The sequence below is a fragment of the Pseudomonas sp. FG-3G genome, from assembly GCF_901007645.1.
GTDB classification, from domain to species: domain Bacteria; phylum Pseudomonadota; class Gammaproteobacteria; order Pseudomonadales; family Pseudomonadaceae; genus Aquipseudomonas; species Aquipseudomonas rhizophila.
On the sequence record NZ_CAAKGZ010000018.1, the window covers coordinates 37,243 to 59,210 of the forward strand.

Annotated in this window: 20 protein-coding genes; 15 read left to right on the forward strand and 5 right to left on the reverse strand. The window is 60.9% G+C overall.

The window, feature by feature from the left end:
• Window positions 1-282 precede the first annotated feature (282 nt).
• The 8 genes from PSEUDOMOFG3G_RS08560 to PSEUDOMOFG3G_RS08595 all read left to right on the forward strand — a co-directional run bounded on the left by PSEUDOMOFG3G_RS08560 (window position 283) and on the right by PSEUDOMOFG3G_RS08595 (window position 7,648).
• The gene (locus PSEUDOMOFG3G_RS08560) at window positions 283-597 is read left to right on the forward strand and encodes a general stress protein (protein WP_047227784.1); all 315 of its coding nucleotides are present in this window, start codon (window positions 283-285) and stop codon (window positions 595-597) included.
• Between the two features lie 330 nt (window positions 598-927).
• On the forward strand, window positions 928-1,809 hold the full coding sequence (locus PSEUDOMOFG3G_RS08565) for a manganese catalase family protein (RefSeq protein ID WP_047227785.1): 882 nt from the start codon (window positions 928-930) through the stop codon (window positions 1,807-1,809).
• Window positions 1,810-1,918: 109 nt separating this feature from the next.
• Window positions 1,919-2,848 carry a ZIP family metal transporter gene (locus tag PSEUDOMOFG3G_RS08570; protein ID WP_047227786.1) on the forward strand — a complete coding sequence of 310 codons (930 nt, stop codon included), beginning with the start codon at window positions 1,919-1,921 and terminating at the stop codon, window positions 2,846-2,848.
• Between the two features lie 249 nt (window positions 2,849-3,097).
• Window positions 3,098-3,754 (forward strand): hypothetical protein, encoded by a 657-nt coding sequence (locus tag PSEUDOMOFG3G_RS08575; RefSeq protein ID WP_107322635.1) that lies wholly within the window; start codon window positions 3,098-3,100, stop codon window positions 3,752-3,754.
• Window positions 3,751-4,182, forward strand: coding sequence for a phage holin family protein (locus PSEUDOMOFG3G_RS08580; protein WP_076384020.1), 432 nt, complete (start codon window positions 3,751-3,753; stop codon window positions 4,180-4,182). Before PSEUDOMOFG3G_RS08575 ends, PSEUDOMOFG3G_RS08580 begins: the two co-directional genes overlap by 4 nt.
• Complete coding sequence (locus tag PSEUDOMOFG3G_RS08585; RefSeq protein WP_139049637.1) at window positions 4,179-4,979, forward strand: DUF3618 domain-containing protein; 801 nt, start codon at window positions 4,179-4,181, stop codon at window positions 4,977-4,979. Before PSEUDOMOFG3G_RS08580 ends, PSEUDOMOFG3G_RS08585 begins: the two co-directional genes overlap by 4 nt.
• A 126-nt stretch (window positions 4,980-5,105) precedes the next feature.
• Complete coding sequence (locus PSEUDOMOFG3G_RS08590; RefSeq protein ID WP_139049638.1) at window positions 5,106-6,512, forward strand: saccharopine dehydrogenase C-terminal domain-containing protein; 1,407 nt, start codon at window positions 5,106-5,108, stop codon at window positions 6,510-6,512.
• 116 nt (window positions 6,513-6,628) lie between these two features.
• Window positions 6,629-7,648 carry a hypothetical protein gene (locus tag PSEUDOMOFG3G_RS08595; protein WP_139049639.1) on the forward strand — a complete coding sequence of 340 codons (1,020 nt, stop codon included), beginning with the start codon at window positions 6,629-6,631 and terminating at the stop codon, window positions 7,646-7,648.
• 8 nt (window positions 7,649-7,656) lie between these two features.
• Here the strand turns inward: PSEUDOMOFG3G_RS08595 and PSEUDOMOFG3G_RS08600 are convergent, their stop codons facing one another.
• Complete coding sequence (locus PSEUDOMOFG3G_RS08600) at window positions 7,657-7,851, reverse strand: hypothetical protein (RefSeq protein ID WP_047227792.1); 195 nt, start codon at window positions 7,849-7,851, stop codon at window positions 7,657-7,659.
• A gap of 279 nt (window positions 7,852-8,130) precedes the next feature.
• Here PSEUDOMOFG3G_RS08600 and glsB point away from each other — a divergent pair, with 279 nt between their 5' ends.
• Window positions 8,131-9,039 (forward strand): glutaminase B, encoded by a 909-nt coding sequence (glsB, locus tag PSEUDOMOFG3G_RS08605; protein WP_047227793.1) that lies wholly within the window; start codon window positions 8,131-8,133, stop codon window positions 9,037-9,039.
• Window positions 9,040-9,094: 55 nt separating this feature from the next.
• Here glsB and PSEUDOMOFG3G_RS08610 read toward each other — a convergent pair whose 3' ends face one another.
• Together PSEUDOMOFG3G_RS08610 and PSEUDOMOFG3G_RS08615 are read right to left on the reverse strand one after the other, a co-directional pair.
• Window positions 9,095-9,424, reverse strand: coding sequence for a hypothetical protein (locus PSEUDOMOFG3G_RS08610; protein ID WP_047227794.1), 330 nt, complete (start codon window positions 9,422-9,424; stop codon window positions 9,095-9,097).
• A 649-nt stretch (window positions 9,425-10,073) separates the two neighbouring features.
• Entirely contained in the window at window positions 10,074-12,020 is a 1,947-nt protein-coding gene (locus PSEUDOMOFG3G_RS08615; RefSeq protein ID WP_139049640.1) for a DNA topoisomerase III, read from the reverse strand.
• Between the two features lie 241 nt (window positions 12,021-12,261).
• Between PSEUDOMOFG3G_RS08615 and PSEUDOMOFG3G_RS08620 the strand changes: the two genes are divergently transcribed.
• The 4 genes from PSEUDOMOFG3G_RS08620 (at window position 12,262) to PSEUDOMOFG3G_RS08635 (ending at window position 16,839) form a co-directional block, all read left to right on the forward strand.
• On the forward strand, window positions 12,262-12,669 hold the full coding sequence (locus PSEUDOMOFG3G_RS08620) for a response regulator (RefSeq protein ID WP_047227796.1): 408 nt from the start codon (window positions 12,262-12,264) through the stop codon (window positions 12,667-12,669).
• A 113-nt stretch (window positions 12,670-12,782) separates the two neighbouring features.
• On the forward strand, window positions 12,783-13,304 hold the full coding sequence (locus PSEUDOMOFG3G_RS08625; protein ID WP_047227797.1) for a sigma-70 family RNA polymerase sigma factor: 522 nt from the start codon (window positions 12,783-12,785) through the stop codon (window positions 13,302-13,304).
• A gap of 26 nt (window positions 13,305-13,330) precedes the next feature.
• On the forward strand, window positions 13,331-14,260 hold the full coding sequence (locus PSEUDOMOFG3G_RS08630; RefSeq protein ID WP_257220693.1) for a FecR domain-containing protein: 930 nt from the start codon (window positions 13,331-13,333) through the stop codon (window positions 14,258-14,260).
• A gap of 101 nt (window positions 14,261-14,361) precedes the next feature.
• On the forward strand, window positions 14,362-16,839 hold the full coding sequence (locus PSEUDOMOFG3G_RS08635) for a TonB-dependent receptor (RefSeq protein ID WP_139049641.1): 2,478 nt from the start codon (window positions 14,362-14,364) through the stop codon (window positions 16,837-16,839).
• A gap of 42 nt (window positions 16,840-16,881) precedes the next feature.
• On the opposite strand, the gene PSEUDOMOFG3G_RS08640 is transcribed toward PSEUDOMOFG3G_RS08635, so the two are convergent.
• Together PSEUDOMOFG3G_RS08640 and PSEUDOMOFG3G_RS08645 are read right to left on the reverse strand one after the other, a co-directional pair.
• Complete coding sequence (locus tag PSEUDOMOFG3G_RS08640) at window positions 16,882-18,504, reverse strand: MFS transporter (protein ID WP_047227800.1); 1,623 nt, start codon at window positions 18,502-18,504, stop codon at window positions 16,882-16,884.
• Between the two features lie 204 nt (window positions 18,505-18,708).
• Window positions 18,709-20,352: a GMC family oxidoreductase gene (locus PSEUDOMOFG3G_RS08645; protein ID WP_139049642.1), complete on the reverse strand. Its 1,644-nt coding sequence runs from the start codon at window positions 20,350-20,352 to the stop codon at window positions 18,709-18,711.
• 129 nt (window positions 20,353-20,481) lie between these two features.
• Here PSEUDOMOFG3G_RS08645 and PSEUDOMOFG3G_RS08650 point away from each other — a divergent pair, with 129 nt between their 5' ends.
• Window positions 20,482-21,366, forward strand: coding sequence for a LysR family transcriptional regulator (locus PSEUDOMOFG3G_RS08650; RefSeq protein WP_107322642.1), 885 nt, complete (start codon window positions 20,482-20,484; stop codon window positions 21,364-21,366).
• A gap of 159 nt (window positions 21,367-21,525) precedes the next feature.
• Complete coding sequence (locus PSEUDOMOFG3G_RS08655) at window positions 21,526-21,897, forward strand: cytochrome c5 family protein (protein WP_047227803.1); 372 nt, start codon at window positions 21,526-21,528, stop codon at window positions 21,895-21,897.
• Window positions 21,898-21,968: the final 71 nt, after the last annotated feature.

Consider the following 21,968-nt stretch of genomic DNA (forward strand, 5'->3'; position numbering starts at 1 on the left):
GCGCTGGAGGACACCTTTGCGCCCAGCTATCCCATTTCATCCTGAATATAAACCGAGATTGCGGCCCGCTAACGATGGGTATCGCTCAAGTTGAGTAGTTGAATTCATTATTGGGCGTCATTTCTTTGAAAGGCCGTTGTAACTCGACGCCGCAGTGAGAGTGTGGGATTGCATGAGCCGTTCGTCGCTGTTTTCAAGATGTGTTTAAAACCTTGTCGGCGCCAGACTTTCAGATTGTTAGGAGTCAGCAGGTTCGCAACATCAACTAACGAGGTGAATGAAATGGCTAACACAGGAAATAAGAATCCTGGCAATTTCGCTAACGATCGTGAAAAGGCATCGCAAGCGGGGAAGAAGGGCGGCCACGTGTCAGGTGGTAACTTCGCGAATGATCCGCAGCGCGCATCCGAGGCCGGGCGCAAGGGGGGGCAAGCTTCGGGCGGCAATTTTGCCAATGACCCGGAACGAGCCGCCGCCGCCGGCCGAAAAGGTGGCCAAGCCTCGGGTGGCAATTTTGCCAAAGACCCTGAGCGGGCCTCCGAGGCCGGTCGAAAGGGCGGTCAGGCATCCGGCGACAACGTTACCAGCGACCGCTAGTCAGTTTCCGAAATAAGTCAAAAATGCCCTGGAAACAGCGAGGATGATGGGCGCAACTCTGAATACCCAATGACGTTACGGGCTCTGTGTTAATGGCATGGGGCCTGTCGGATTTATATACAACGGGATCGCGGCAAGGAATGTCTTCAAGCGAGAGGGAGTGTAAGTTGTTCAGTTACCTGGCATTTCTGCAAGTGCGCCTTACCGATTACCGTTCGTCTCGTTTATTAAATAAAAGATAAATTTTAACTGTTTAACTTCTTCAGATTTTCTGTGGGCCTGCCCCCGGCAGTGTCCCTTTGGCTTGTGTCCTGAACGAGGAGTTTCATCATGTTCTTACATAACAAAAGACTGCAGTACACCGTACGTGTCGCCGAGCCTAACCCAGGGCTGGCTAATCTGTTGCTTGAACAGTTCGGCGGTGCCCAGGGCGAGTTGGCGGCGGCGTCGCGCTACTTCACCCAGGCCCTGTCCGAGGATGATCCCGGCCGCAAGGATCTGTTGATGGACATTGCCACCGAAGAGCTCAGTCATCTGGAGGTGATCGGCTCGATCATTGTGATGCTCAATAAAGGCGCCAAGGGCAGAATGGCCGAGGGTGTGGAAAAGGAAGGCCAGCTGTACCGGGACATCAACGGAGCCGGCAACGACTCTCACATCACCAGCCTGCTTTATGGCGCCGGTTCCCCGCTGACCAATTCGGCCGGTGTACCTTGGACAGCCGCTTACGTCGACACCATAGGTGAGCCGACAGCGGACATGCGGTCCAACATCGCCGCCGAGGCACGGGCGAAAATCATCTATGAGCGCCTGATGAATCTCACCGATGATCCTGGGGTAAAAGAAGCGCTGGGCTTTTTGATGACCCGTGAAATCGCGCACCAGATGTCCTTTGAAAAAGCCCTGCACTCGATCCAGCCGAATTTCCCTCAAGGTAAACTGCCAGGCATGCCAGAGTTCACCAACGTGTACTTCAACATGTCCCAAGGCGAGCCTTCGGTGCGTGGTCCATGGAACCAGGGCGATGAGTGGGAATTCGTCGAGAACCCAACGCCGGCGGTGGATGGCGGCGATGGTCTGGCAAGTGTGCAACTGAGTAAAAAAGACGAAGCGCTGCTGATGGACATGAAGGCGCGGACCATGTCCAACCCGGAAAGCGACCCCATGACAGGTGCCGACTTGGGTTCAGGGATGCAAGGTGACAAACTGTAGGAAACCGGCGAGGGGGCCTGGCTCCTTCGCCTGAAAATTGCGTTTGAGCGTACCCCTCGTTGCGGGAACGATCAGACATGACCTGGCGTAAAACCAGTAAGGATATTCGATGGACCAGCCCACCTCCCGGATCCGATCGCCCTGGCGTACCTGGCTGGATCCTGTGCAAAACAACCTGCTGCTGGGGGTGAGCTTCTGGCTGGGGCTGGCGGTGATCGCCGCGTTGTTGCTCTACAGCGGTTACAACGCATTGGTGGGGGCCGACCGGCACAACCTGGGCTACGCCGTTCTGGGCGGCACCGCCGGTTTCGCCGCCACGGCCCTGGGCGCGTTGATGGCGGTGGTGCTGCGTGATATCTCCTCGCGGACCCAGGACATCATGCTCGGTTTTGCTGCGGGCATGATGCTCGCCGCCAGTTCGTTTTCGCTGATCCTGCCGGGTATCGAAGCGGCACAAAGTATCGTGGGCAATCAACTGCTCGCCGCGTTTGTCGTTGTGGTCGGCCTGGGTCTGGGCGTGCTCCTGATGATCGGCCTTGACCGTTTCGTGCCCCACGAACATGAAGTGAGTGGCCGGCGCGGTCCGCAATCGGAACGCATCAACCGTGTCTGGTTGTTCGTGCTCGCCATCACCTTGCACAATTTGCCCGAGGGCATGGCCATCGGCGTCAGTTTTGCTAACGGTGATCTGCGGGTCGGCATGCCCCTGACCACTGCCATTGCGATCCAGGACATCCCCGAAGGGCTTGCCATCGCCATGGCGCTGCGAGTCACCGGGATCAGTGCGCTGCGTGCCGCGCTGATCGCGGTGGGCTCGGGGCTGATGGAGCCACTGGGCGCGGTGATCGGGCTGGGCATGTCTTCGGGCGTGGCCGTGGCGTATCCCATTAGCCTGGGGCTGGCGGCGGGGGCCATGATCTTCGTGGTGTCCCACGAAGTGATTCCGGAAACCCACCGCAACGGCCACGAAACGCCAGCCACGCTGGGGTTGATGATGGGGTTTGCGGTGATGATGTTCCTCGACACGGCACTGGGTTAGCAGGCCGTCGAGCACTGAACCACGAAGGGTATCAGCAGGATCGAAATCGGGCCTGGCGAATGCGCCAGCGCCCGATTTTTTTGTGCCCGCAGACAAACCAGCGGCCTGTGATACCGCACGGCGTCCCGCAGTGAAACTCGTTTGAACTACGCCTCAACCTGCTCCGTCATCTGTACTGAGAGGCACGTAGTCGGGCACCCCTCGGGGCTTCCCGGTATCGAGTATTCATCACGGAGGCGATGGGCAGACATGACTATCCCGGACAACAACCCCGAGCGAGAAAACGGCACGTCGGGCCAGGCCCGACCCGAGGATCACCTGAACCACATCAAGGAGGACGTGAGCGAGGCCATCGGCAGCGCTCGTGAGCAGGCCGATGCGCATTTCGGCCAATACCGCGATACGGCAGCGGATCAGATCGATGCACTGGCGCGTGGTGCCAAGTCAGCCGTGTCGGAAATCGAAGCCAACGACACCCTGGGCCTGTCCCACTATTTGGCAGACATGGCCGATTCGATGAGCGGCCTGTCCAGCAAATTACGCCACATGAGCGCCGAGCAATTGCTGCACGATGGTTCTCGACTGGCTCGGGAAAACCCGGGTCTGTTCCTGGTCGGCAGCGTAGCGGTGGGGTTTGGCCTGTCGCGGTTTCTGAAGGCCGGCAGCTCGCCTGTCCCGGCCGAAGTAGTCGATCCCGCCGCCGGCCACTCAAGCCCGCCAAGCGGAGGATTTGCCGCCCGTGGACCCTTTGATCCGAACCCGGATCCTATCGCACCGGGCGTCAATTCTGCCGGCGGCCACGCCACCGCCAGCACTCCCGCTGCGTCCGGCACCCAGGACCAGCCCAGTGATGCCACTACCGGCTCGTTGCCCGGTTCGGCCAATACCCGAGGAGAATTGCAATGAACCGACCAGACCCAGATATTCAGCGTCCCGTCGGGACGTCGGTGCCCGATAACGATGCGTCAGTGATGGGGCTGTTAAAGCAATTGACCCATGAAGTCCCATCGCTCTTTACCAAGGAGCTGGCGCTGGCCAAGGCCGAATTCCAAGCGAGCCTGAACACTTTGAAAGCGGGTATCGCCGGGGTGGCCGGTGGTGCGATGGTGCTGCTGGCCGGTTTCATTATCCTGCTGATGGCGGTGGTCTACGGCTTGAGCACGATCATGCAGCCCTGGCTCGCAGCGTTGATCGTCGGCGCAGTGGTCATGATCATTGGTTTCATCATGGTGCAGTCGGGCAAGAAGCAATTCGAACCGTCTCACTTCAAGCCTGAGCGAACGCTGGATGCGTTGAACAAAGACCAGGAAGCCCTGCGGAGGAAAGTCTCATGAAGGATGAACTCAAAACCGAATCCCAGAAGAGCCCGGAAACCATCGAGCGCGAGATCGACGAGCAACGGGCCCACATCAGCCATATCGTCGATGCCCTGGGCAGCAAGTTCACGCCGGGGCAGATGCTCGACCAGGCCCTGACCCTGGCCAAAGGCAACGGGTCGCAGTTTTTTGGCAACCTGGGCACCACCGTACGCAACAACCCGGTACCCACCGTGCTGACCACCGTGGGGCTGTGCTGGCTGATGCTGGGTCAGAACCGTCCGCCACGGGTCGGTTATCGCGTCGGGCCGGACCAGGATGCCAGCGGCTGGAGCGAAGGGCTTGCCGGTGGCCTGGACAGTGCCAAGGAGCATCTGCACAGCACCACCGACTCGTTGCGCGACGGGTTTCATCATCTCAAGGACAAGGCTTCGCATCTGGCCGACGGTTTGGGCGCCAGCGCCAGCCATGCCCGGAGCAAAGCTCACGAGACGGGTGAGCGCGTGGCCCATGGCTCGCAGGACCTGGGTGATCAATTCAGCCGTCTGCTCAAGGAGCAACCGTTGATGATGGCGGCCGCGGGAATCGCGCTGGGCGCCATGCTCGGCGCCGCACTGCCCAGTACTGCCACTGAGCAGCGGGTGATGGGCAAGACCAGCGCCGATCTGGCCGACAAGGCCAGGCAAGCGGCACGCGAGGGGTATGCAACGGTGCGCGATAGCGTGAGCAAGACCACCGAGCATCGTGACGAAACTTCACCGCGTGCTCAGGCGCGTTCCGGTACGGACCTGTCTGAGGGGCTGGGCACGTCTTAAGTTGAACGCGGTCCGCGGCGCAGGGCCGGCAACGCCTGCGCCGGGTGCCTGTCGAGCCTGACAGTAGCCAAAGTCCGGTGACCGGTATTTCATGGCTCCATCGTCAACGTTCCGGGGAGACTGCACATGAAGCACCGGGTCAGGTTTTCGGGCCATCTGATCTTCATCGGATTTGGCTCCATTACCCGGGCCACGCTGCCGCTGCTGTTGCGGCAGGATCACGTCCCGGTCAATCAGATCACGGTCATTGCGCCCGTGATCGAGAAAAATATCTGGTTCAAGGAGCGGGGCATTTGCTTTGTCCGCAAAGCGCTGACTGAACACACCTTCACGCAGACCCTGGACCGCTTCATCAAACCCGGCGACTTCATCGTCAACCTGTCGGTGGAAGTCAGTTCGCTGGCCTTGATGACTTATGCCTTCGGCAAGGGCGCGCTGTACCTGGATACCTGCATTGAGCCTTGGGCCGGTGGCTACGATGACCCTTCATTGGATTTATCGCATCGCACCAATTACGCGTTGCGCTACCAGATGCTGGGCCTGCGCAAAAAACTGGGCCATGGCCCGACCGCCGTCGTGGCCCATGGCGCCAACCCCGGTTTGATCACTCATCTGCTCAAGGCTGGCCTGGTGGAACTGGCCGTGCAATTGAACCATCGCTTGCCACAGAACCGCGAAGGCGTGGACTGGGCCAGGCTGTGCATGGAGACCGGCATCAAGGTGATTCATTTTGCCGAGCGCGACACTCAGCGCTCCAGCCGCCTCAAGCAGGACGATGAGTTCGTCAATACGTGGTCGGTGGAAGGCTTGATCAGCGAGGGCCACCAACCGGCCGAGTTGGGCTGGGGCACCCACGAGCGCACCTGGCCAACGTCTGCCAGACGCCACCGCTTCGGCAGTCGCAATGCCATCTACCTCGAGCGCCCGAGCGCCACTGTGCCGGTCAAGACCTGGACACCGTTGGGCGGGCCGTGCCTGGGGCTGATGATCACCCATCACGAAACCGCCTCTACAGCAGATCTGCTAACACTCAAGGACCAGCAGAAACTGATCTATCGCCCCACACTGCATTACGCCTATCACCCGTGCAACGATGCCTTGCTGTCGATCCATGAGTTGATCGGTCGAGGCTGGCAGAGCCAACAGCAGCAACGGATTCTCAACGGTGAAATCGACAGCATCGGAGCCGATGCGCTGGGCGTCTTGCTGATGGGGCATGAACTCAATGCCTACTGGTTCGGCTCGGTATTGACCATCGATGAAGCCCGGGCGCTCTTGCCCTTCAACAATGCCACCAGTTTGCAAGTGGCGGCGGGGGTTTTGTCGGGGATTGTCTGGGCGGTGGAAAACCCGGATCGCGGCATCGTCGAGCCAGAGCACATGGACTACGAACGTGTGCTGGAAGTGGCCAGGCCTTATCTCGGCACCTTGGTGGGCAAGCAGACCGACTGGAGACCGACCGGCGCGGTGCACACGTGTTCCCTGGACGGGGCGGCGGATGATTGGCAGTTCGAGCATTTCACGCGGTTTTGAGCCGCCATCGCGAGCAGGCTCGCTCCCACATGGGTTGTGTGTATTCCTTCTAAGCCCGTGTTCCTCGCGACCTATACTCAACCCCGTGGATGACTTGACCTCGGGATGGCGCAATCGTGCTGCGTTCACTGATGCTGGCCGTTTTGTTGGTTCTGGCGGGGTGCGCCACGTCGCCGCGCGAGCAGCAGGTCGCCACCGTGGCGGTTTCCCAGGACACCTGGCGGCAGGTTGACCGGCAGATCGTCGCCGCGTCGAAAAGCGCTATCGAACAGGCCGGGCTCTACGCGCGCGGCTCGATGGAGCATTGGCGCCGGCTCGTGTATGAACGGACCGAGATTCAATTCATCCCCTGGTTCAGCAGCTACTGGACCCAGGAATGGCTGGCGGTGAAGGTCAGTTGGTATGCCGCCAGTGCCGAAGGCGAAGAGGACTCCGCGGCCAGACGTCTGGCGGTTTATCTGCAAGAGCAGTACCGCGAGCAGGTGCTGGCACCTGTGGCGGTGGAAATCGACCCCGAGGCGATCAGGGCCAACGCGACGGGCTACTACGTGCGCCTGCTCAATCAACAGGTCCAAGTGATTGCCCGCCAGCACCGAATCCCGCCGGAGCTGATGAGTCGGCGCCTGCACGGCATTCCTGCCATCAGCCTGGGGCCGCCAGCGGCGCGTAACGCCTCGTTGTATGAGATGGCGCATACCGAGCCCCTCAATACATTGCCGGCGTACGCCGCGCTGATCGACCACGTCAACAAAGCCGCTGTGACAGGTTCGGGGCCATCGGATGCGGTGATCGCCACGGTGGCACAACGCACCAGTGAAAAAATCGAAGCGCAATTCGCCACGCGAGGTACGGCCGGGGCGGCGGCAGCCGTGGCCGGGAAAGCGGCGGGGGCGTTGATCTCAGTTGGCGTGGCGGGGATTCGCGCGATCATTCATGAGGGCGAGCGCCCGGAAATGGAGACTCAAATCCGCAAGAGCCTCAGCGCAGCGTTCGACGAAGCCTGGTTCCAGTCGCTCAAGCATCCCCTCAGCGGGGTGATGGCACCGGTGTACTACCTGGCCGAGGAAATCGAAGGCAGCCTGGTGGCGGCGGACCTGGCCAATCGCGCGGTGGATTTGCCAGCCATCAAACCGTGACGGACGGTTCATTCTGCCCCGAGGGTGACGCGGCAACCCTTGCGATGACGGATCTGTTCGTCCGAGGGCCGCTCCTTGATGAATTCGAAGCGCGGCTCTCCTTCGCTGTAGATCACCAGCCAGCCCCATTCCAGCTCACTTTCATCTTGACCGGGTCTGGGAGGCGAGGCCCACCAGGGTTCCTTCTGCATGATCTGTCGCATCGATGTCTCCTGCCGATTTATCCCTTCAACTATAGACCGCTCGATTGGATGACAAGCGCCCATGAAATCTCTTGAATTCTGTGGGAGCAAGGCTTGCCCGCGAAGCAGGCGATTCGGTTCCAGACAGACCGCGTGAGCTTGATCGCGAGCAAGCTTTGCTCCCACGGATCGCCTCGCAACAGATGTTGCTGGTCTATTGAGTGTGCTCTGATCGCACCCATCAGCGTCTAGCGTCTGTATCCCCGCACTCGAACGGGGAATGATTGGACCCATGCGCATATGCAAGCATTGTTGAACGAGATCCTCGATGCGGTTCGCCCCCTGATCGGTCAGGGCAAGGTGGCCGACTACATTCCCGCCCTTGGCACCGTTGCGGCCAACCAGTTGGGCATTGCCGTCTACGGCAACGATGGCGAAATGTATTGCTCAGGTGACGCTGAAACGCCGTTTTCGGTGCAGAGTATTTCCAAGGTTTTCAGCCTGGTGCAGGCCATCGGCCATTCCGGCGAGGCAATCTGGGAGCGTCTGGGCCATGAGCCCTCCGGCCAGCCCTTCAATTCTCTGGTGCAGCTGGAATTTGAACGCGGTCGGCCGCGCAACCCGTTCATCAACGCCGGCGCTTTGGTGATCTGCGACATCAATCAGTCGCGTTTTGCCGCACCAGCCCTTTCGATGCGTGATTTCGTACGGCGCCTGTCGGGCAATCCACAGGTCATGGTGGACGGCAAGGTCGCTGAGTCGGAATACCAGCACCGCGCCCGCAATGCGGCGATGGCCTACCTGATGCAGTCCTTCGGTAATTTTCATAACGACGTGGAAGCGGTGCTGCGCAGCTATTTCAGTCACTGCGCGTTGCGCATGAGCTGCATCGATCTGGCCCGGGCGTTCTGCTTCCTGGCCAACGACGGCTTCTGCAAGCACAGTGGCGAACAGATCCTGAGCGCCCGCCAGACCCAGCAGGTCAACTCCATCATGGCCACCAGCGGGCTGTACGATGAAGCCGGCAATTTTGCCTATCGCGTTGGCCTGCCGGGCAAGAGCGGGGTAGGCGGCGGAATTGTTGCCGTGGTGCCGGGGCGTTTCACGGTGTGCGTCTGGTCGCCGGAACTCAATGTCGCGGGCAATTCCCTGGCAGGCATGGCGGCGCTGGAATTGCTCAGCCAACGGATCGGCTGGTCGGTGTTCTAACGCCCAAAAAAAGGGCCCGTTCCAATCAGGAACGGGCCCTTTGTTTTGAGCGCGATCAGCAGAGGCGGTCGATGACCCGAACTTCAGAGGTGTTCTGCATCGACTGCCACGCCTGGGTCAGCGTTTGCAGCACGCGACCCATGAAGTCTTTGTCGGCCGCGGCCTTCTTGCCGACGTAGCCCTGGCCACGACGGTACATCTTCAACCGGGCACACAGGTCCTGCTGATTCTTCTCGAATTCGTCTTCCTGGGTGAACGGCGACAGGCAGTCCATATGGACCTGGCCATTCTTGCTGATCCACAGGATATGGCTGTCCAGGGTGTCTTTGTGTGCTGCGAACATGCGAGCCAGTTCATCAATAGATGGTTGATTATTCAGATTCATGTGTAAGCCCCTTGACCATTTGGTTGATCTGTCTGGTGGTTCGCAAAAACTTCGCTTCTTTCGGTAAGTGCCTGTCCAGTGCTGCATGGCTAGCACCGAAACCAGGCCGTCAGCACCCGGCCGTCTGACTTCGACGGGGTCGTGCATCGGTTGTGTAGTGTTATCGAAGGGCTGCTACGCAAATGCGCTACAACGAAGAGAAACAGCGAAGAACCTTCAGGCATTGTCAACTTTCGAGGGTCGACCACGCGCGTCATGAGGATCGTCGCCGACGTTTCTCGTCCTTGTCACCGGACGGTCATGCCAGGTCAGCACCTTCAATCTGCCTTGTGGGCAGTCCCTTATCCAAAAAACAGCTCGGCGGTCAGACGAGCTTGCTCAAGCATTTACCTGTACTCCCGATCGGGGAGACGTCTGCATCATGCAAGGCCAAATCGGAGGCGTCAACGGTTTTGTAGTGATTATTTTTGGTCACTACATATTGTCGGACAAAATGGTTTTGTTATGAAAATTCTGGATCAGGGCAGATATCCCTGTGGGAGCGAGCTTGCTCGCGATGGCGGTGTATCAGTCGGTATCCATGGTGACTCACATAACGCTATCGCGAGCAGGCTCGCTCCCACAGGGCGACGCGTCGAACATGTATTTATCAGGTCGTCTTGGCTTTGCTCGCCTTGCGAGGTGTACCGCTGGCCTTGCGCTTGGCCGGCTTGCGTTTGCTTTTCCATGGGGTGGCCCCACGGCCGGCAGGGCTGGCCGGGCCGTGGATGGTCAGGTTCATGCCCTGGCAGCGGGCGATGTGCTTGCTCATCCAGGCGGCCTGGCGGGTCACGAACTCTTCCAGGCTCATCTCTCCGCTTTGCACCATGTCCAGCGCCTGCTCCCAGATGGCGGTAGTGCCTGGATCGGCGATGGCGCGGGGCACCGCATCGATCAGGCTGAAGGCCGCCGGTGTGGCGGACAGGGCCTTGCCGTTTTTCACCAGGTAACCGCGGTCGAGCAGGCCCTGGATGATCGAGGCCCGGGTCGCTTCGGTGCCGATGCCGGTGGTGTCCTTGAGCTTTTGCTTGAGCAGCGGATCCTCCACCAGCCGGGCAACGTTCTTCATCGCCTTGATCAGGTCGCCCTCGGTGAACGGTTTGGGGGGCTGGGTCCACAGGTCCTTGAGTTTGACCTCGTCCACGGCGCAGTCGCGACCTTCGACCAGGGCCGGCAAGGTTTGTGGTACCGGTGCTTCACGGCCTCGTGCCGGAGCCAGCGCTTCGGGCAGGGCGCGTTTCCAGCCGGGTTCGATGATTTGCTTGCCCACGGCCCGCAATGCCTGGGCGGCGCAGTCGAAGTCGGCCTGGGTCCGGTCGTATTCGTGGTTGGGCAGGAACTGCGCCAGATACCGCGCCCGTATCAGCGTATAGACAGCCCGCTGCTTGCCGGCGAGCTTGTCGAGGTTCTTCGCCGCAGCGGTAGGGATGATGCCGTGGTGGGCGCTTACCTTGGCGTCGTTCCAGGCCCGGGATTTGCGTTGGGGCTGCAAGTGTTCGCGCAGCGGCGCAAGACCCGGGTCGGCCTGGGCGAGGGCGGCGAGGATGGCCGCAGCTTCGCTGTGCTGGCTCAAAGGCAGGAAACCGCAATCGCTGCGCGGATAGGTGATGAGCTTGTAGGTCTCATAGAGCGACTGGGCAATGTCCAGGGTTTCCTGGGCGCCGAGGCCGAGTTTCTTCGAGCAGACTTCCTGCAGGGTGCCCAGGTCGAACGGCAACGGCGCCGCTTCGCGCAAGCGCTCGGTGCGCACTTTCATCACCCGGGCGGTGGCAGCGTTGCCCATGGCTTGGGCGGCGTCCTGGGCGAGGGCCTGGTTCAAACAACGTTCCTGATCGTCGCAGGCATCCGGGTCGGCGCGCCACTGGGCGGTGAACACAGTGCCGTCGTGGCGCAGTTGCACGTCGATGGCCCAATAGGCGACCGGTACGAAATCCGCGATGCTGCGGTCGCGATCCACCACCAGGCGCAGGGTGGGGGTCTGCACGCGGCCCACCGGCAGCACGCCCTGATAACCGGACTGGCGCCCCAGCAACGTGAACAGGCGGCTCATGTTCATGCCGATCAGCCAGTCGGCCCGGGAGCGGCCGAGGGCCGAATGGTAGAGGTTGAAGGTTTCGGCGCCCGGCTTGAGTGCGGCCAGGGTCTTGCGGATCGACGCTTCGTCCAGGGCCGACAGCCACAGACGCTGGATCGGCCCACGGTAGCGGCAATGCTCCACCAGTTCCCGGGCAATCATTTCGCCTTCACGGTCGGCGTCGGTGGCGATGACCAGCGTCTTGGCTTCCCCCAACAGGCGCTTGACCGCCTTGTACTGGCCTGCGGTTTTCGGCTTGACCGTCATTTTCCACTGCGTCGGCACGATAGGCAGGTCTGCCAGTACCCAGCGCTTGTAGCGGGCATCGTAGGCGTCGGGCGGGGCGGTCTCCAGCAGATGGCCGATGCACCAGGTGACTGTGATGTTCGCGCCCAGCCAGCAACCGTCACCGCGGCGCGTGGCACCGAGCACGGCAGCGATGTCTTTGGCCTGGGACGGTTTTTCACACAGGTACAGCTGCATAGCGCCCTTTTCCTAAGCAGATTTCATGGGGCTGTAGCATGGTCATGGATGGGCGTCGGAGCAAGTTTTATCTGTATGGATATACAGATAAAACGTTGCGATGCGTTGCTCCAGGGCGGTTATCGCAACGTTTGGCGGTGTATTTGCACGCAGAATGAATTTCTCGCAAGGGCATCGCTCATAACTTGCAGAGCGGTTGAAACCGCAAAGAACGTTTATGGGGTCAAGGAGAGTCACTTACATGAATTCGATGCCAAAGGGCAACGGACAGGCGGCCGCGCGTTTGATTCTCGTCGTTGAAGATGATCAGACCATTCTGGAGTTCCTGTGTGAGATCCTGCAAGACGAGGGCTTTGCCGTGGAGCCCCGGGAAAGCGCCGACGCGGCGCTGGAATTCCTCAAGCAGAGCGCGGACGATGTGGACTTGTTACTCACCGATATCACCATGCCCGGCAAACTGAACGGCGCGGACCTGGCCAATTTGACCGGCGACCGGTGGCCACAGATACCCTTGTTGATCATGTCCGGTTTCGAAACCCCGGAAAGCGCCGGGATCAAGCATCACGCCTCGTTCATCGCCAAGCCCTGGGCGCTGGGGCAGATGCTGGATCTGGTGGAGAGCACGGTGAAAAATCACTCTGTGCACTGAGCAATGCCAAGAGGGTGAGGTGGCAGGTCCGATACCGTGCATGTTTGGGTTGCAAGCGGCGATGCGCTCCATGACAATGCGAGTAATTATCAGTCGCGAATTATTCCATTGCCATGCCCGCCAACGATCTGTCCTTACGCAGTGCCGTCGACGTTCTGTACAGTGATCATCACAGTTGGCTCCAAGGCTGGCTGCGCAAGCGTTTGGGCAATGCTTTCGATGCCGCGGACCTGACTCAGGATACCTTCGTGCGTGTCATTAAGGCTCGCTCCGCGTTGGATATTCGTGAGCCGCGACCGTACCTGTCGATGATCGCCAAGGGGCTGTTGATCGATCTGTTTCGCCGCCGTTCGTTGGAACAGTCCTACCTCGAAGCCTTGGCCGCCATGCCGCAAGAGCAGCACCCGTCGCTGGAAGAACAGGCCATCCTGCTCCAGGCCCTGATGGAGATCGACCGCTTGCTGCTGGGGTTGGGGCCGCGAGTCAGGCAGGCGTTCATCCTGTCGCAGTTCGACGGCCTGACCTACCCGCAAATTGCCGAGCGCCTGGGCGTCAGCGTACGTACGGTGAATAACCACATGGCCAAGGCCATGGAACATTGCTGCCTGATGCAGATTCAATTGCAACTTTCATGAACCTGCCAGCCGAAGAGTTGTAAGCCATCCGTGTGGCGGCGCAGTGGTACGCCCGGCTTCACTCCGGCATCACGACCGACGCGGATCGAGCGGGGTGGAATGCCTGGCTGAGTGCAGACCCGCTGCATAGCCAGGCCTGGCAACGAATGACAGCGGTGGCTGAACAGATGGCGAGTGTGCCGGGCGCCCTGGCGGCACCGACCTTGAACGAACGCCACAATCGATCCCGTCGCCAGGTATTGCGCAGCGTCTTGTTGCTCACGTCCGCCAGCGGCCTGGGTTGGTTGGGCTGGCGCAGCCAGGCTACGCAGAACCTGCTTTGCGATTACCGCACCGCAGTGGGCGAGCGCCGCGAGTTTCAGCTGGCGGACGGCAGCACCGTGCTGCTCAACACCGACACCTCGGTCAATGTTCGTTTCGATGGGCGCCAGCGGCTACTGGAGCTGTTGTGGGGGGAGATCCTCGTCACGACGGCGATCGATCCCTTGCAGCGGCCTTTCAAGGTCATCACCGGTCATGTCGAAGTGCTTGCGCTGGGCACGCGTTTTATCGTCCGAGGCCAGGCGCGGGGCGGTGAGGTGGCGGTGCTTGAAAAAGCGGTCGAGGTGAGTCTCCCGACGATTGGCTCGAGGATGCGCGTCGAAGCCGGCCAGCGCCTGGATTTCAATGATCGGTCGCTGGGTACGCTGCGCGGCAACGATGTGTCGGTCGGTGCCTGGCAGAAGGGAAGCATCATCGCCATTGACCGTCCTCTGGCGGCGCTGCTGGACGAACTGTCGCGTTACCGCAACGGCGTGTTGCGTTGTGATCCGGCCATTGCCGACTTGAAGGTTTCCGGCGTGTTTCCCGTCGATAACACCGATCTCGCCCTGGCGGCGCTGGAGAGTGGCTTTTCGTTACGCGTGACCCGCTACAGCCGATTTTGGGTCCGGGTATCGAGCGGCGATCAGCGCTGACGTGGCGGCGCGATAAAAAAGAACACTGTCCTGCACTTTTTATCTCCATCGTTCGGCTCTTCCTCAGTGAGTTTTTATCGACCGTTTGGGGGAGGGGAAGCATGTCTTGGGTAAGCGCGCCAGGTCGTCTGGTGTTTGCAGTGAAAATCGGCTTGCTGGCAGCCGTGACCGGCAGCGTCGGGGTCGTGAATGCCAGTCCGGCTCCAGGTGCCTCGGCGCAGCAGCGTTCGGTGCAGGCCTACGATATCGGGGCCGGCAGCCTGGTGGATGTCCTGACCCGGTTCTCCAGTGCCGCCGGTGTCGCCATTTCGTTTGATGCCCGGCAACTCCAGGGCCTGCAATCGCCCGGCCTGAGAGGTTCGTTCGGCGTGGGCGATGGATTTGCCCGCATTCTTGGCGGTAGCGGCCTGCAAGCCGACCGCCAGGCCAACGGCACGTACGTGCTGCGCTCCGTGCCCGCCAACGGTTCGGCCATGCAACTGGGAGCAACCACCATCGAGGCGCAGATGCTCGGAGCGACCACCGAGAACAGTGGCTCCTACACGACGGGGGCGGTCACGATCGGCAAAGGCGAGCACTCCCTGCGCGAGACGCCGCAATCGGTGACAGTGATCACTCGCAAGATGCTCGATGACCAGAACCTGAACACCATTGATCAAGTGATGGAAAAAACGCCCGGCATTACCGTCTACGACTCGACCATGGGCGGCAAATATTTCTACTCCCGTGGGTTCCGGATGTCCGGTCAGTATCAATACGACGGTGTTCCGCTGGACATGGGCAACAGCTATGTCCAGGCCGACAGTTTCAGCAGTGACATGGCGTATTACGATCGGGTCGAAGTCCTGCGCGGTGCCGCCGGGATGATGAAGGGCGCCGGCGGCACGTCCGGTGGCGTCAATTTCGTCCGTAAACGCGGCCAGGCCACGGCCCAGACCGAACTCAGCCTCTCGGGTGGCACCTGGGACAACTACCGCGGGCAGGTCGATACCGGTGGCCCGCTGAACGATTCCGGCACCCTGCGGGGCATGGCGGTGATCGCCGAACAGAGCCGGCATTATTTCTACGACGATGCTCGGCGCAAGGACCAGATTTACTACGGTGCCCTGGACTTCGACCTGACGCCCGACACCACCCTCGGCCTGGGCCTGGCCTATGAGGACGTCGATGCGAGTCCTTGCTGGGGCGGGCAGCCGCGCTACAGGGATGGCAGCGATTTGAAACTCAGTCGCTCTACTTGCCTGGATCCGTCGTGGAACACTTGGCGTAGCCAGCGGACCACGGTGTTCAGCGATCTCAAGCATCAACTCAATGACGACTGGGCCGTGAAGGTGGCCGGTGTCTATACGAAAAACACCCAGGACATCAAATACGCCTTTGCATCCGGCTCGGTGACGCCGGGTGTCTCGACCACCAATGTGCTGGGCAGCATGTACGACTATGACCAGGTCGATTACGGCCTCGACGCCTATCTGGACGGCAAGTTCGACGCCCTCGGGCAGCAGCATGAATTGATCGTCGGCTTCAACGCCAGCCGTTCGGACAAGGACGATTTTTTCTCGGTCGCCTTCCTGCCGCAGCAACAGAACGTATTCGATCCGGATCGACACATTCCGGAACCGGATGACAGTTACTTCATCGAGAACTCAACGCGCGGTGGCCCGGTGAAAACCGTCACCCGGCAACAAGGCCTGTATTCGACCCTGCGCCTGAAACTGGCGGACCCGTTGACGTTTGTCGTGGGCAGCCGGGTGAGTTGGTACAACTCCAAGACCGACTCGGTGTTCCTCACCGGCGGTTCGGAACACGCCAAGAGCACGGAGACAGGCCAGGTCACCCCGTTTGCCGCCGTGTTGCTGGATCTCAACGAACACCTGACGGCCTACGCCAGTTACTCGGACATTTTCACGCCCCAAGGCAACTACCGTTCCGAAAGCGGTTCGGCACTCAAGCCCCTGGTGGGTGAAAGCTATGAGCTGGGGATCAAGGGCGAATGGTTCGAGGGACGCCTGAACAGCGCCTTCAACCTGTTCCGCACGTTGCAGAAAGACCAGGCCCAGACCGACTACAACTCAAGCTGTGCGTCCTCGGACGGTTACTGCTACGAGAACGCCGGCAAGGTTCGCGCCCAGGGTTTCGAAGCCGAGATCAGCGGTGAAGTCATCGAGCGCCTGCAACTGCTTGCCGGTTACACCTACACCCAGACCAAGACCCTGAACGACATTGATACCAGCCTCAACGGCGGCTCGTTCAACAGCTATGTGCCGCGTCATGTGCTGCGTCTGTGGGGCGATTATGCCCTGGGTGGGGCGTTCGAACGGTTCAGCGTCGGTGCGGGGGTCAATGCCCAAAGCGACAATTTCCGGGTATCGCCGGCGACGGGGGAGAAGATCACCCAGGCCGGTTATGCCGTGTGGAATGGTCGCGTCGGCTACCGCATTGATGACACCTGGTCGCTGGCCCTCAACGGCAACAACCTGTTCGACAAGCGCTACTACAGCACCATCGGGACCGAGAGCTTCGGTAACTATTACGGTGAGCCGCGCAACCTCACCATGACTCTGAAGGCGCACTTCTGATCCGCTGGCGAGGGAACAAACGCCCTCGCCACGGTTTTGCCCTCAGTTTTTATCCAGGTCCACGTTCCGGGTTTCCCGCAGGCAAATCATGCCCACCACCAGGCTCACCCCGGTGATCATCACCGGGTACCACAGCCCGTAGAAAATGTCCCCGGTGTAGACCACCAGGGCAAACGACACGGTGGGCAGGAAACCGCCGAACCAGCCGTTGCCGATGTGGTAGGGCAGGGACATGGAGGTGTAGCGGATCCGAGTGGGAAACAGTTCGACCATCAGCGCCGCCAGTGGGCCGTAGCACATGGCTGAAATGATGATCAGCGCCACGATCAGTGCCACGATCATCGGCCGGTTGATCTGCTGGGCATCGGCCTGTTGTGGGTAGCCCGCCAGGGTCACCGCGCCGCGCAGGGCGGCTTCGTCGTAGCCTTCAAGCTTCACATCACCGACGCTGACCTGCACATCACTGCCGGCCGGCGCCGCGACACTGCTGTAGGGCAGGCCTTGCTTGACCAGGAAGGTCTTGACCTTGTCGCATGGGCTATCGAAACGGGCCTTGCCCACCGGGTCGAACTGGAAGGTGCACGTGGCCGGATCGGCGATCACGGTGATCGGCGCCTGACGGCTCGCCAGGTCAATGGCCGGGTTGGCGTAGTGGGCCAGTGTCTTGAAGATCGGAAAGTACAACGCCGTCGCCAGCAACAGGCCAATCATCAGTACCGGTTTGCGCCCGACCTTGTCCGACAGCCAGCCAAAAAAGATGAAGAACGGTGCGCCGATGACCACGCTGACGATCAGCAGGCTGTTGGCCAGGGCCGGATCCATCTTCAGGAACTGGGTGAGGAAAAACAGCACATAGAACTGCGCGGCATAGAAGGTCACCGCTTGCCCGGCGTTGATGCTGAACAGCGCGATCAGCACCACCTTGAGATTTTCCCACTTACCAAAGGATTCGCGGATCGGCGCCTTGCAGCACTTGCCTTCTTCTTTCATTTTCAAGAAGGACGGCGATTCATGCAGGCTCAGGCGGATCCAGGTGGAGATGCCCAGCAACACGATCGACAGCAGAAACGGAATGCGCCAGCCCCAGACTTCGAACTGATCGCCCGTGAAATAACGACAGCCCAGTACCACCAGCAGCGAAAGCAGCAGCCCGAGGGTGGCGGTGGACTGAATCCAGCTGGTGTGGAAACCGCGCTTGCCCATCGGCGCGTGTTCGGCGACGTAGGTGGCAGCACCGCCGTACTCACCGCCCAAGGCCAGGCCCTGGAGCATGCGCAGCACCACGAGGATGATGGGCGCGGCAATGCCGATGCTGGCGTAGTTGGGCAACAGGCCGACGCAGAACGTCGCCAGGCCCATGAGTACGATGGTGGCCAGGAAGGTGTATTTGCGTCCGATCATGTCTCCCAGCCGTCCGAACACCAGTGCGCCGAAAGGCCGCACGATGAAACCGGCGGCGAATGCCATCAGGGCGAAGATGAATGCCGTGGTGTCGTTGACCCCGGCAAAGAACTGCTTGCTGATCACCGCCGCCAGGGCGCCATAGAGGAAAAAGTCATACCACTCGAACACCGTCCCCAAGGACGAGGCGAAGATGACTTTCTGGGTTTCCTGGCTGGTGCCGGCGCTGCGCGTGGCTTCCAGGGACTGAACATGTTCAGACATTTGGGTATCCCTCACAGTGATTGTTTTTGTTGTTCCACTGTCGACGCCGGGGTGGCGTCTCCTGCTTTGATGCTTTCCTTGAATCGACGCATTTCCCTGTGGGAGCGAGCTTGCTCGCGATGACGGCAGCACATTCAACATGTATGTGACTGATAGACCGCTATCGCGAGCAAGCTCGCTCCCACAGGGGGACTCTGTTGTTCTTCAGACCGTGGCAGCCTCCTTCTGGATCGTGGTGCTCCTGGTGTCCTGTTCAAGCATCATCTGCGCCGCCTTCTCGGCAATCATCAGCGTCGGCGAGCAGGTGTTGCCCGAGGTGATGCGCGGCATGATCGAGGCGTCAACGACGCGCAGGCCGTTGATGCCGTGAACCCGCAGTTGCGCATCCACCACCGCGTCGCGGTCCTGGCCCATGCGGCAGGTGCCCACCGGGTGGAAAATCGTCGTGCCTATACGGGCGGCGGCCTGGTGCAGTTCTTCCTCGGTTTGCAGGCTTGGTCCCGGCAGGTATTCCACCGGCTTGAAGGCGCTCAACGCCGGGGCGGCGACGATGCGTCGGGTCAGGCGGATGGCGTCGGCGGCGACCCGCAAGTCTTCGGGATGGCTCAGGTAGTTGGGCTGGATCAGCGGCGCCTCGTGTGGGTCGGCCGAGCGAATGTCCACCCGGCCACGGCTTTGCGGACGCAGGTCACAGACCGACGCAGTGAACGCCGGGAAACTGTGCAGTGGTTCGCCAAAGCGTTCCAGCGACAAGGGCTGCACGTGGTATTCGAGGTTGGCCGAGGTCTGTTCCGGCCCCGAGCGGGCGAACGCGCCGAGTTGGCTGGGGGCCATGGACAGCGGGCCGCTGCGATCATAGAGGTAGCGCAGCCCCATGCCCATCTTGCCCCATAAAGTGCCGGCGATCTGGTTCAGGGTACGGGCGTTTTCCAACTGGTAGATCAGCCGCAGTTGCAGGTGGTCCTGCAAGTTGCCGCCCACGCCGGGCAGCTCATGAACCACGCCAATGCCCAGGCGTTGCAACAGGTTGCGCGGACCGATTCCCGAGCGCTGCAAAATACCCGGCGAGCCGACGGCGCCGGCGCACAGCACGATTTCCTTGCGCGCCTTGAACGTCATGCCTTTGCCTTGCCAACGGGCGCTGACGGCGTGGGCCCGGTTGTCACGCAACAGCACGCGGTCGACTTCGACATCGGTCATTACCGTGAGGTTGGGGCGCTGGCGAACCGGTTTGAGGAAGGCCTTGGCCGCGTTCCAGCGCACCCCGGCTTTCTGGTTGACCTGGAAATAGCCGCAGCCTTCGTTGTCGCCGCCGTTGAAGTCGTCCACGCTGGGGATACCGCTCTGCTCGGCGGCGGTGCGAAACGCATCGAGAATCGGCCATGACAGGCGCTGGCGTTCGACCCGCCATTCCCCGGCGGCGCCATGGAGCTCGGAGTCTCCGGCAAAGTGGTTTTCGCTCTGTCTGAACAACGGCAGCACGTCTTTCCAGGCCCAGCCAGGGTTGCCCTCGGCGGCCCAGCTGTCGTAATCCGCGGCCTGGCCGCGCATGTAGATCATGCCGTTGATGGAGGAGCAGCCACCCAGCACCTTGCCCCGTGGGTAACTCAGTGCGCGCCCTTGCAAACCCGCTTGCGCCTCGGTCTTGAAGCACCAGTCGGTGCGCGGGTTGCCGATGCAGAACAGGTAGCCGACCGGGATGTGAATCCACGGATAGTTGTCGCGCCCGCCCGCTTCAAGCAACAACACCCGGTGCTGCGCGTTGGCGCTAAGCCGGTTGGCCAGCAGGCATCCGGCAGGGCCGGCGCCCACGATCACGTAATCGTATTCATCGACGACAGGTTGCATTCGCGACCTCATTTTTGTTCTTGTGGGATGCATCCTAGTTGTTAGGTTTCGTCAAAAGAATGTTAGTTTTTGCGCAACCGCTGTGCGTTTTTAAACAGTCCTGCCTTCAGGCGTGTTCAAGGATGGCCCATGTTCGACTGGAATGACCTGCGCTACTTTCTGGAACTGCAACGCAGCGGCCGTTTGCTCACCGCCGCACGACGCCTGAACACCACCCATGCCACCGTGGCCCGGCACATCGAAGCCATCGAGAAAAGCCTGGGTACTGCGTTGTTTGTCCAGCATGCCCAGGGTTATGAACTGACCCCTGCGGGCGAATCGTTGCTCAAGCACGCCGAAGCCATGGAAAACGTGGCGCTACTGGCTCAGGAGGACATCACCCAGTCCAGCGCGCCCTTGGGCAAGATCCGCGTGGGGGTGACGGAAGGGCTGGGCATCATGTTTTTAGCCAGCCGCATGGAGGGTCTGTTCCAGCGCTATCCGGGGCTGGAGGTGGAGTTGGTGGCGGTGCCGCGTTTTGTCAGCATCCTCAACCGCGAAGTGGAAATCAGCATTCACCTCGAACGCCCGGTGGCCGACCTGCTGGTGACCCGCAAGCTCACCGACTACAGTCTGGCGCTCTACGCCAGCCAGGCCTACCTGGACCGCTCGCCACCGTTGCGCAGTCGCGAAGACCTGGCCCGCCATGCCTGGATCGGGTATGTCGACGACCTGCTGTTCAGCCAGGAACTGATGTTTCTCAACAGCTTTTGCCGCAACCCTCGGGTGGTGTTCCACAGTACCAGCGTCATCGCCCAGCAACAGGCTGCACGCTCGGGATTGGGGATTGCCGTACTGCCTTGCTACATGGCCAGCAGCGACCCGGCCCTGGTCCCTTTACTGCCCGATGAAACCATCCGCCGCAGCTACTGGATCAGCACCCGCCGCGAACTGCACAAATCCGTGCGCCTGCGGGTGCTCTGGGATTATGTGGTGCAGTTGTGCGAGCGCGAGCAGGGGCTGCTGCTGCCCTGATCGCCAATGTCCCTGGCCATCGATCATCCAGCGCTGGCCGCGCAAGTCCCCTTTTATGGCCCCCAATGACCTCAAGCCAACGCGCGGGCGTGCCTTAGTGTGAGTCTGTCTGACCCAACACAATAAAGGCGTGCTCATTGCGCCACCAAGAGGGGCCCCATGTCGGTACCAACGTCTTCAGCCTGGACTCACGCCGCGGCGATTCTTTCGCTTGGCGTATTGCTCGCCGGTTGCGGCGAAGAGGCCAAAACGAGCCCGCCCAGGGCCTTAACGAGTGTGCCCGCCGACGGAGCGCTGGCACAAATCTACGACAGCAGTTGCAAGCTCTGCCACGCCAACCCCGGCGCCGGAGCGCCCCTGACCGGCGACGCCAACGCCTGGGCGCCGCGAGTGGCCCAGGGCAGCGACACCCTGCTTGATCACACGATCAACGGCTACAACGGCATGCCGCCGATGGGTCTGTGTATGCACTGTTCCGAAGAGCAGTTCCTGGCCCTGATCGGCTTCATGTCCGGCCAGCCATTGCAATGACCAACAGGGGAACGACGGCATGACGATGGACTATTCACGGCGCCAGTGGCTGCAACGGGCCGCCGCTGTCG